6 protein-coding genes are annotated in these 12,161 nt (G+C 50.7%); all 6 read left to right on the top strand.

The features are described 5' to 3' along the window. Nucleotides 1-844: 844 nt before the first annotated feature. The 6 genes from HMPREF2955_RS05795 to HMPREF2955_RS05770 all read left to right on the top strand — a co-directional run bounded on the left by HMPREF2955_RS05795 (nucleotide 845) and on the right by HMPREF2955_RS05770 (nucleotide 11,220). Entirely contained in the window at nucleotides 845-4,309 is a 3,465-nt protein-coding gene (locus tag HMPREF2955_RS05795; RefSeq protein ID WP_070721757.1) for a SusC/RagA family TonB-linked outer membrane protein, read from the top strand. A gap of 4 nt (nucleotides 4,310-4,313) precedes the next feature. Further along, complete coding sequence (locus tag HMPREF2955_RS05790) at nucleotides 4,314-5,864, top strand: RagB/SusD family nutrient uptake outer membrane protein (protein ID WP_070721756.1); 1,551 nt, start codon at nucleotides 4,314-4,316, stop codon at nucleotides 5,862-5,864. Between the two features lie 83 nt (nucleotides 5,865-5,947). Beyond that, a complete protein-coding gene (locus tag HMPREF2955_RS05785) occupies nucleotides 5,948-6,577 on the top strand; it encodes a fasciclin (protein ID WP_070721753.1) in 630 nt (209 codons plus the stop codon). A 3-nt stretch (nucleotides 6,578-6,580) separates the two neighbouring features. After that, complete coding sequence (locus HMPREF2955_RS05780) at nucleotides 6,581-7,069, top strand: hypothetical protein (RefSeq protein WP_070721751.1); 489 nt, start codon at nucleotides 6,581-6,583, stop codon at nucleotides 7,067-7,069. A 5-nt stretch (nucleotides 7,070-7,074) separates the two neighbouring features. Further along, nucleotides 7,075-8,379 carry a thioredoxin family protein gene (locus HMPREF2955_RS05775; protein WP_070721750.1) on the top strand — a complete coding sequence of 435 codons (1,305 nt, stop codon included), beginning with the start codon at nucleotides 7,075-7,077 and terminating at the stop codon, nucleotides 8,377-8,379. Nucleotides 8,380-8,385: 6 nt separating this feature from the next. Further along, the gene (locus HMPREF2955_RS05770) at nucleotides 8,386-11,220 is read left to right on the top strand and encodes a M16 family metallopeptidase (RefSeq protein ID WP_070721748.1); all 2,835 of its coding nucleotides are present in this window, start codon (nucleotides 8,386-8,388) and stop codon (nucleotides 11,218-11,220) included. The last annotated feature ends 941 nt before the right edge of the window (nucleotides 11,221-12,161 follow it).

The following is a 12,161-nucleotide window of genomic DNA, read 5'->3' as shown; positions in this document are numbered from 1 at the left end:
TGAAGGAGTTAATCGCTCATCTTTTCGTATTGCGACCTAAATACGTCCATTTCGACATAAGATCATAAAAAACATAAAGAAGTGCGCTTTACGTTTTCCTCATTTTGAGCCGCAGGAAAGATGCTTTCAACTTGCAAAGAAGGGATTGAGAGGACTTCCGCCAGGTTACCTTGTTTGATACACAGCCACGTTTTGCCACAGACAAATGCAGCTAAACTTCGGATTTCGCCGTGTCTTAGTCCTGCACTTGGTACATGAGCGACGTGTTTATCCTGTACAGGCATCACAAAGGCAATAACCCCGCTTAATTTACGAAAACACTAAAAGTTGAGATTACTTCTGCACCTTAGCCCTGCGCTTGGTACATGTGCGGCGCGTTTATCCTATGCGGACCTCACAAAGACAACAAACTCCTTTCGATTTACAGAAACAATAAAAGTCGAGCCCACTTCGCCATATGGCGTGCAAAACAAGTAGCGTTTGCATCACATTTATCGCCCAGTGTGTCGCAACAAAAGAAGTTTTGGCGTAAAACTTACCTATGAGGAAAGCTAAATCCAACAGTGACAGCATGCCAATCGATTGCACAAATTGTTAGTTTTGCATCCGTTTAACCGCCTCTTTGCTCCTAAAAAAGTGCGCCTTTTGATGTGAAAAAAGGTAAAAACGAAGAATATTTTTTTGTAAGATTTATTTTTATGCGGTTTTTTTACTATATTTGCCGCCCTGAAACTACACGCGAACAATGCGCCGTTTGTATGGCCTTTGCTCGTTCAAAAACTGTAATTTAATCAATGTCTTACCTGTATTAAGTAAATATCATCACTCTTTATAAACTAATTGTATGGCAGTACATCTGAAACGCTATCTACTTGCAGTGTTCTTAGGAGCCTTGGCTTTGGCCACACTCCTACCCACCGAGGCAATAGCCCAGACTCAGGGCAAGCGCATCTCGGTTTCGTTTAAGGACAAGCCGCTAGCCAGCATCCTCGATTTCGTGGGGCGACAAGGCGACTATGAAGTAACTTACACCGACGACGTGCGAAACGACACGTTGACGGTAACTATCTCTTTTGAAAACGTAGATGCCCTGCAAGCTGTGCAAAGCTTGCTGGCCAAGACCGCTTTCGCCTACAACGTAGACGGAAAGAAAATCAACGTCTACCGCATGGAACAACACAAAGAAACGGCTTTTACCCTTAAAGGACTTGTGAAAGACAAGGACGGACAGCCCGTTTCGTTTGCCACCGTGCAGATTAAAGGCACTACACAAGGCACTACCACCGACCTAGACGGGCACTTTACCATGAAGGTTGACCGCCAAGAGGGCGACGTAACCATATCGAGCGTGGGGTTCGACACCAAGACCGTGAAGTATGATGCGCGCCGCGAGTTGAGCGTGCTGTTGCCTTCGGCAGAAAAGATGCTGGGCGAAGTGGCCGTCATTGCCTATGGTAAGCGTAACACACGCGAGCAAGTGGGAGCCATCGGCTCGGTAAAAGCAGAGGATTTGCAGAAAGTTCCCTCGCCCAGTCTTGAAAACTTGCTGCAAGGACGCATTGCCGGTGTAGATGTAACCAACCTGTCTGGCTCGCCAGGTGGCGGCGGTTCGAAAGTAACCATACGTGGATTTAGCTCGCTCAACCAGCAAGGCGCAAACGACGGAACGCCACTTTACGTGGTAGACGGCGTGCCCGTGGCCAACGACCCCCAAAACATGGGCGGCATTAACGCCCTTGCCGGGTTGGACCCATCTAGTATCGAGAGCGTGCAAGTGCTGAAAGATGCTGCCTCGGCATCGCTTTATGGTTCGCGTGCAGGTAATGGCGTTATCCTTATCACCACCAAAAAAGGTAAGGCCGGGCGCAATGAAATACAGGTAAACGTATCGCAATCCCTATCGTGGTTGCCCGCAACGCCCAAACAAACCATCGGAAAGGCCGAACGCGACATCGCCCTGATGTTGGCCAAGAAATACCGCTCGGCACACTACGATGCCGCTACCGACGGCATTGTGATGCCTAAGGACTATGCCGACACATGGGGATGGGGCGACGACCTTGACGGAGGTATGGACTACTTGTGGCGGAACGGAAACGTGATGACAGGCGACAGGAAGATTAGCCCCATCATGCAAGACTCGCTGAACACCTTCTACAACAACCGCACCAACTGGTGGAAGTACGGATTTAGGCTAGGCCGCGTTACCAAAGCCGACGTGCAACTAGCCGGCGGTACCGAAAACATGCGCTACATGGCCAATGCAGGCGTGTACGACGAAACGGGCATTATGATTAACTCCAACTTCCGCCGTTACAGCTTGCTCACAAACCTCGACTTTAAGCTTTCTACCAAGCTCGATGTATTTGTGCGCTTAAACATGGCCTACACCAACCAAAGCGCTGGTTCGGGCGGGCGCGTTCAGGGGCTTACGTTCGACCCCAAGCAAACCCCCAGCGTGCTGCCCGGCAAAGGCAGTACGGCCGAACGCGAGGCCGTGAAACAGCTGCGCGACGTAGACCAAACCAACTCGAACTACAACCTGCGACTGAACGGCGGCCTTAACTATTCGCCCATAAAGGGTTTGAGGATTACCTCCACGGCATCGATCGACCACTATTTTACGCGCGTTTACATCTTCCGCCCCAGCTATTTGATGTACGACAACCTGTCGGAGGCGCGCGGTTCGAACGCCGCAATGACCAACCTTCAAACCGAAAACATCGCCACATACAATGTGCCCCTGCCCCAAGTGCATAAGTTGGAACTGATGGCAGGTGTTACTTACAACTACGATTTGATGCAAAGCATCGGCGGATGGGCAAAGGGTGGCCCCACCAACCAAGTGAAATACGTTGGCGAGGGATGGCCCACACTGATTAAAGACATCAGCGGAGACGCCAAACCTGCGAGAAATTTCGACTCGAACAAGGAAGACCAGGCCATGCTCAGTTTCCTTGGGCGTGCCGCCTACGGCTACAACAAGAAGTATTTGGGCGAGTTCTCCGTTCGCCGCGACGGCTCTTCCGTCTTCGGCAGCAATGTCCGTTGGGGCACATTCCCCTCAGTGGGCTTGGGTTGGGCGTTCAGCGAAGAGCGTTTCATGAAAAAGCTGTGGTGGCTTAGCTTTGCCAAGCTGCGTGCCTCGTGGGGACGCTCGGGCCAGAAGTTCCAAGAGCCTTACCTGGCATTGGGCACACTTTCAGAAACCGATGTGTTTAACGGCACTGCGGGATTGGTTCCCGCCGCATTAGCCAATAAAGACCTCACGTGGGAAAAAAGCGACCAGTACGACGTGGGGCTAGACCTGCAAGTGTTGGATTACAGGCTGAAATTCAAGCTCGACTACTATTACAAGTATTCAAGCAACCTGCTTATGGAAAAATACTTGCCGGGCAACTTCTTCTATACCAGCAAGGTTTGGGACAACGTTTCGGCCATCTCTAACGAAGGTATCGAGTTTGATGTGCAAGCCGACCTTATCCGCAGCAAGGACCTTAACCTGAGCGTAGGCCTCAACGTGTCGCACAACCGCAACCTTTTCCGCAAGACAGATAACGGCGAAGACCTCAACGACAAGGTGTTGGGCCGACCCGTTTACGGCATCTACACCTACCAAGACGAGGGAATAGTAAAAGACGAGAGCCAGATACCTTATTATTATAGTCAGACGGGCGCACGCTTGCCCCTCTACTTTGGCAACCCCAACTATCCCTTGCGCGTTGGCGGTAGGAAGATTAAGGACCAAAACAAGGACGGTAAGATAGACAACAGCGACCTGTATTATGCCGGAAGCACCCTGCCCACAGCCTACGGCGGCATCAACGGTCACTTGGATTGGAAGGGCTTTAACGTAGACGTGCTGTTTAGTTACGTGCTTGGCCGCAAGGTAATGAACATGGTTCAAAACAGTGCGTTCACCTTTAACAAGAGCGTAAATCCCCTAATGGCCCATTTCAGAGCCAACGAATATTGGAGCAAAGACAATCCCAACGCCACGAAACCCTCCTTAGAGTTTGCCGACCCAGGTTACTTGGGACACTTCGACGGCAATGTAGACTCGAACATCGAGAACATCAGTTTCGTTAGGTTGAAACAGCTGGTGTTGGGCTACACCCTCCCCGCAACCTGGTTCAAGTCTAAGTTCATTAAGAGCATCAACGTGTACCTCTCGGGCGAAAACCTCTTCATGCTCACCAACTACTCTGGTTTGGACCCCGAAGTTATCGACCCCTATACGGGTAAGGACGACGGCTCACAGTATCCGCTAAACCGCAAACTTACATTTGGTTTCAACGTGAAATTCTAGAAAGATGAAAAAAATAAGCATCGCAACGCTACTCATGGCATGCACACTAACGTCTTGCAGCCTAGACATACTGCCTGAGAATGCGCAAACATACGACACATCGTTCAACAACGAGGCAGGAGTGAACTCTGCCACCGCCTCGGTTGAATACTTTCTCAACATCTACGCACCCAACAACAACACGTTTTGCACCGTTGGGATGTTTGTCGACACACTGCAAGATGACATGGAGATACGCCGCTGGAACCCGAGACGAGTTATCGGGCAAAACCAATCGTGGAAAGAACTCTACGACATCGTCTTTTCCGCCAACGTCATCGTAGACAATATCCATCGCGCTAAGGACCTTAGGGACGACCGCCGCAACCACTACTTGGGGCAGGCCGAATTCGGTTTGGGCTTTTGTTACTTCCTTTTGGCGCAACGTTTCGACGACGCGGTTATCACCGAGAACTCTCAAGTGATTAAGGAGTACGCCACTTCGTCGCGAATAGACGTGATAAACGCTGCCATCGACCACGCCACAAAGGCTTTCAACATGTTGCCCACCTACGACAAGCTGCGTAAGATGGACGGAACGCCCATTACCAACAGGCAAACGGCATCCAAAGGAACATGTGCTGCACTGCTGGCACACCTTTATGCGTGGAAAGGGAGCATCATCGAGCTGCTGAAATTGGAGGGCGACGCACAGGCCGCTTACACCAAGTCGATGGAGTATTCCACCATGCTGATAAACAAACAAGTGGGCGATTACAGCCTTTGCAGCACGCCAGAGGAGCTTTGCCAATGTTTCTCCGCGCCCGAAAAGACCAATCCCGAGGCCATTTTCAGTTTCTTCTACGACAAAGCACGCTCGGGACAAACCTTCTCGCCCAACAAAGTGGCCGAAGGCTTTGTATGTTGGCCGGTAGACGAAACACAAACACTGGCCGACATCGCCACGCACCCCAAGTTTAAGCTCTACAAGGAAACCATCAGCAAGCTTTACCCCGATGCGGGCGACTTGCGCCGCACGGCTTTCTTCTACAAGTTTGATCAGGACCACACTGTTGGCGGCCATAACTACGCCATACCCTATAAGTTCCGCACAGCCGTGCTCGATCCCGACCAAACATCGTCGTCGGGCAAGCTGTATCGTTCAATAAATGCCGACTATGTGTACTGGCGTTTGGCCGACTTCTACCTGCTCCGCGCCGAATGTGCGGCCAAATTGGGTAATGATGCGCAGGCCATTGCCGACCTCAACGTTATCCGTAATCGTGCAGGAGCCACCGCTTATCCCTCGGCCAACGACACGAAGGGACTTCGCAAAGCCATCTTCCGCGAACGCGAACGCGAATTTATCGCCGAGAACGATGCGCGTTACGCCGACATCATCCGCAACAATTACATCAAGGAAGAGCTGACGGGCAAGTTCACCACCCTTACTTTGAGCGACATGCGCGGCGGTGCTTTGGGCCTTCCACTGCCCATCGACGCCAAGACTGATAAGAACGGAAACCCCATTAACAAGCTTATCCGCCAGAAAACGTATTGGCAACGATACGAATAAGCAAGGCAACAAGCAACATTTCCTAACCGCGACCGCCGCAACAACAAGTAAAGACGGCGGCCTCAAACAGAAAGAAATAGAAAATGAAACGCATTAAACTTTTCGCTGCGGCATGCTTGCTGACACTTATATCGGTGAGTTGCACGCAATACAATTTCGAAGATACGGGCGAATCTTACGGCGTGCACGACTGCACAATGTGGGATTATTTCAGCAAAGACCCCTACAATTGGAAACTGCTACAACAGATGATTACGCGCGCCGGACTAGAAGACGTGTTCAAAGGAACCAGTTCTTACGGCAAAGACATCACCTATTTCGGCGCCACCAGCAACAGCATACGCGCCTATATCTTAGGAAACGGCATGAAAACCGTAAACGATATACCCGTAGACGACTGCAAAGCCTTCGTGCTTAACGGCCTACTTGCCCAGCGCAAGATGCTCGACGACTTTAAACCTGGGCGAAAAAGCAGCGACCCCAACGTGCTTATCGGCACTGGTGGCGAAACATTCGACATGGCATCGGGCAAGAAGTTTTGGATTTACACCTTCAACGACACATACAACGGCGTGCCGGGAGCTGGCCCTAAGCGGATTTATGTCACCTCGTTAGACGCAAGTAAAGAGAGTGCCGTGGCATCGAGCAACATTCAAACGCTTACGGGCGTGGTGCATTCAATGGATTATGATTTCAGACTAAGCGACTTTTAACACATGAAGAAGATATATAATTTGGCTCGCGCGCTCTTTGCAGTGGCCTTCATTGCCATGGCGGTGGCTGCCTGCAACACCATGCCCGTAGGATTTCTACGAACGGAGGGCGCATCGTTCAGCCCCGACACGCTCAACGTGTACCACAACCCACATGCCAGCACCCTGCGCTATAACGACCATCGGCCCTGGGTGTCGTACCGCATACAGGGCGTAGCAGGCACCAACCCCATTAATTTCGAACTGGCCGACGTTAAGGCCACCGAAGGCGGAGATGCCGAAAAGTTTAAGGCCTTAGCCCAAAAGGGACTGCTGAAAGTAGACGGCGGCATGATTGTATTGATGCACGAAGGCGTGGCCGAACTGCCAAACAGCGGACGTTACACCCTTTCGCTAAGAGTTTATAACGATGGGCATTCGCAAACAATCAGCGACGTTTACACCATCATCGTTGGCGTAGACGAGCCCAAACCAGAACAACAAAACCCATAAAGATTATGAAACGACTGATATTATTGCCCCTCATGATGCTTGCCCTGCTATGCAAGGCACAGGGCGAACAAGGCATAACGTTCTTCAAGGGTTCGTTTAACGAAGCCTTAGCCGAGGCAAAAAAGCAAAACAAACCCCTCTTTGTAGACTTCTATGCCACGTGGTGCGTGCCGTGCAAGCGCATGGCCAAGGAGGTTTTCACGCTCCCTGAGGTGGGCGAATACTTCAACCCCCGGTTTATCAGCTTGCAAGTAGATGCCGAAAAGCCCGAAAACAAGGAGATTGCCAAGCAATATAAGGTGGAGGCTTACCCCACTGTGGCCTTCATTGCGCCCGATGGACGAACCATTGGCGTGAACGTTGGCGCCCTTGGAAAAGAGGATTTGCTTGAAGCGGCAAAGGTTGTGGCCGGCGAAGGCGTAAGTTTCGAACAGCTATACGATGCCTATAAGAAGAATCCCAACGACCTGGAAGTGCAACAACAGTTGCTGATGAAGGCCCCGAACTTCCTTGCAGCGCAAGAAGGAATGGATGCCGACAAGTGGGTTGTGCGCATTCAAAAGCTTTACAAGGGCTATATCGCCGCCAAGAAAGGCCCGAAACTCATCAACAAAGATGACTACGCCATTATCTACAACCTTGAAGGAAACGACGATAAGGCGCATAAACAAGAGATGGTTGACTTTATCAACCAGAACCTAGACGCGTGGAAGGCGGCCATTGGCACGCCCGCAGCCTATTATGTGGTGATGGCGAACGACGCTTGGGCCGAAGAACTGGTGAAAGAAGGCAGCGACAAGTACAAGCAATACGTGGAGAAGATAAAGAACGAGTATGCCAAGGCATACGAAGTTGCCGCTCTGCCCACGCTGCCCGCCTACGAAAGGGCAAAGCTTTACTACGATGCGCTGTACAATCTTTATAAGAATAAGGACGTGAAAGGCTACATTCGCGACATGAAAACCCTCTTGCAAAAGATGGGCGACAAGGTTGCACCGGCCGATTATGGTAAGGCTGCACAAGACCTTTACAACGCTGCCGGCAAGAAACTAACGGCCGACGACCACAAACAAGCCATCGAATGGGTGGAACAAGCATTGAAAGCCGAAAGCGCAATAATGGAACGCGTAAACTATCTCGTGATGATTGGCGACTCGTATCGTGAGCTGAAGAACTATGCTAAGGCGCGCGAATGCTACAACCAAGGCTATGCCGAGTCGCTAAGAATGCAGAACATGGAGATGCCGCAAGCTATGGTGCAGAACGCCATCAAGCATAAACTGGCCACTTTGGAGCTACTAGAAAAATAAGTCCGTATGAACACAACGCTAAGAAACCTAACGCGACGCATGCGTACGGCCATGTTGTGCCTTGCCACCATCGGCTTGGCGCAACAGGCCTACGCCCAAAGCGAGGTACTAAGAACGGGTAAGCTGCCCAACGGGCTTACCTATTATATATATAACGACGGCTCAACACCTGGCGAGGCACAGTTCTATCTTTACCAAAACGTGGGGGCAGTGAACGAGGCCGACAACCAAACGGGCTTGGCTCACGCCTTGGAACACCTGGCCTTTAATGCCACCGACAACTTCCCTGGGGGCGTTATGGCTTTCCTTAAAGCCAACGGACTAACCGACTTCGAGGCCTTTACGGGTGTAGACGATACGCGCTATGCCGTACACAATGTGCCAACGGCCAACGCACAGCTGATGGGCAAGATGTACTTGCTGCTCAAAGACTGGTGTCATGGCATCAAGATACAGCCCGCCGACGTTGAGAAAGAACGCGGAATTATTATGGAAGAATGGCGCAGACGTGAGGGAATAGACCGCCGCATCACCGACAGCACGGCACGAGTGATGTACAACTACTCGAAGTATGCCTACCGCAACGTCATTGGCAACGAGGCTCGCCTACGCTCCTTCACGCCCAAAGACGTGCGCGCTTTCTACGATACGTGGTACAGACCGCAGTTGCAGTTCGTAGCTATCATAGGAGACGTAAACCTCGACCAAGCCGAACGCACCATCAAAGCCACCCTCTCGTCGCTTCCTAAGAAGGCAACGCCCTACGATGCCGAACTCCGTAAAATCGGCGACAATGCTCAACCGCTGTACATGCAGTTCGTTGACAAGGAGAACAAGAGCCCCTCGTTTGGTCTTTACCAACGTGTGCGCCTGCCTAACAACCCCAATTCCGAGGAGGGCACGCGCAATTTCCTTTTCACGCGCATATTCAACACCTTGGCGCCACGCCGTTTTGCCCGTCTTAAAAACGCCGATGCCGAAGCGTTTATCGCTGCATCCGTAAGTCTTTCGCCCCTCGTACGCGGCTTTGCTCAAGTGGCATGGGATGTTGTTCCCTATGCCAATAACGCACATCAGGCCATGCAACAGCTGCTCGACGTAAGGGGAGCAATAGCAAGCGAAGGCTTTTCGAGTAAGGAATTCGAGGCCGAAAAGAGCGAAATGTACCAAGGAATGAAGGATGCTTTGGAGGCTAAGGGACTGGGAACACCCGACAATGTGTTCAACCTGATGAAACAAAACTTCCTTTACGGAACGCCCATCAGCGACTTTCGCGAGCAAATTCAGCGCAATATCGAAGTGCTGGTTGAACAAGAAGTGGAAGACTTTAACGCCTGGCTGGCCAAATTGCTCGATCATAACAACTTGGCTTTCATCACCTACGAGCGTAAACCCAACGAGTTAGACCTGTCAGAGGGCACTTTCCTCGCGGCGTTAAAAAGCAGCGAGACGCCAGCCATAGGCGTTGCGCCAGACAACACGCTGACCAAACTCGACCTCAGCCACATCGTTGCAGGCAAGATTGTAAGCGAAAAGGCCATATCTAAGCTTGCCGCCAAGGAATGGAAACTGTCTAACGGCGCACGCGTAATCTACAAGTACCTGCCACAAGCCAAAGGAATGCTCTTTTTCTCGGCCACAGCCCCTGGCGGACGCGCTGCCGTTACGCCCCAACAATTGCCCAGCTACATGGGCATGCGCAATCAGTTGATGCAAACGGGCGTGGGCGGATACAACCGCAACCAGTTGGCATCGTGGCTGCAAGGCAAAGACATTGACCTTACCATGTCGCCTGGCGACTACTCCGACGACTTGTCGGGCAGTGCACCCGTTGCGCAAGCCGACAACTTCTTCGGTTACCTCAACCTCATACTGTCGCGCCACGACTTCTCTCAAAGCGTGTTCTCAAAGTATGTTCAGCGCAGCAAGTATCTCTACGCCAACCGCGCACTCGAAGGTATGGATGCTGCACAAGATTCTATTCGCCGACTGCTGTTCCCGCCCTCGGAGGCCAACCCCGAACAAGACGAGGCCTTCTTCGACCGCATGCAGTTCGCCGAACTTCCCACACAATTCTTCGCCCACTTCGGCAATGCGGCGCGCTACACCTACTTCATCGTTGGCGACTTGCCCGAAGTGCAGGCTAAAAAGCTGGCAACAACGTATTTGGGCTCGCTAAAAGGCGACCCCAAACAAACCTTACCAGCACCCACGGCGATGAACTTTGCATCGAAAGAGCCCCTCATCAAGCGCACCTTCAACGTGGAAATGCAGGGCGATTTGGCCGAGATTGAGCTGTCGTTTGCCAACAACCTGCGCCTAACCGACAAAGAGCGAGCCGCATTCCAAGTGATGCGTGGCATCTTGGAAACCAAGTATTTCGACGAATTGCGCGAGAAACAGCACCTAACTTACACGGTTGGTGTGAAGGCCGACTACGTTTCGGAACCCGAAACAGCCGAGACACTCAGCATACACCTATCAACAGCGCGTGCATCTGTTGCCACTGCGCTGGCTCAGGTAAAGGCCTTGCTCAACGATGTACGCCTTGGCAAGTTCTCGGCCGACGAGTTTAAGGCCGCAGTTGTGCCCTTGGCGGTAGACGAACAAACGCCTGCCTCGCCCGATATGGCTACAAATCCCATGTTGTGGATGGGCACATTAGGCATATATGCCCAAACAGGCGAGACCATAACGCCCGAAGAGAGCGCCGCTGTCGACCCCATTTTCAGCACCCTAACGCCTGCCGACGTTTCGGCCGTTGCAGCTAAGATACTCAACAATGCCGTGAAACGCGAGATTGTTGTGCAGGCCATTGTGCACGAGGGCAAGCTAAGCTAACCACAAGCACATGCGCAATACGCGATAAACGTTATAGCAAACAACTAAAATCGGCGTTCGTACTCTGATAAAGAGATGCGAACGCCAATTTCCTTTTTCCAAGCAAGGCAACGCCACTCTCAACCACATTGCGACAAAACGCATTACCTACGGTTGTTTAGAACGGCTATCAACATTTGCCTGCACAGAATGATAATCAAACAGAATTGCCTTGGGGTAATTGTTGCCATAAGAATGCCATACGTGCGTAGCCTCGCATCAACAAACCCTTACACGGGAAAAAAGACACTTTGGTTTGCTTACGATGAAACTATGGCTTTCCAAAACCAATCATGTTTGGCTATAACCAATTATGTTTGACTATAACATCAGTACACAACAAACTCGTCAGCTTGAAAAATCATCAACTCACAAGCTCACGAACTCACGAACTCATCAACGCACAAACTCTCAAACCTATCAACTCAAAAACTTACGAACTCAAAAAAACATGAACTTAAAAACTCAAATTATTATCTTTTATTTTACAATACCGCCCTAATTTTCGCACCGTTCTAGTGAAAATAGAGGCCGTAAAGTAGGTAAATCTGTACTTTTTCTAGCCTTTCACGTCTTTTAAATTGTCCGTTTTTAAGCATACAACCTGCATTTTGCACCATTTTACCTTTCTAGTTTGGTTGTAAGCCCGAAATTTTTCAAGTCCAATTACACGCTTTTTACACCTAAAAACCCACTTTTTACCCCCTATTTCACCCTTTTCAGGCATGATTTTGGTGGTGACAAAAGGTTTTGTTTATACCATTGCTGTGAATATTCATGCTTTCCATCTTGCGTTTAGCAGCATTTTGCACTGCGTTTTGTACCATTTCACCTCGCGTTTTGTACCTTTTTACCTTGCGTTTTGCACCAAAATGCAGTGCGTTTTGGTGCAAAACGCACTG

Source organism: Prevotella sp. HMSC073D09, from assembly GCF_001814145.1.
In the GTDB taxonomy this organism is placed as follows: Bacteria; Bacteroidota; Bacteroidia; order Bacteroidales; family Bacteroidaceae; genus Prevotella; species Prevotella conceptionensis.
This window is presented reverse-complemented; position numbering and strand designations above follow the sequence as displayed.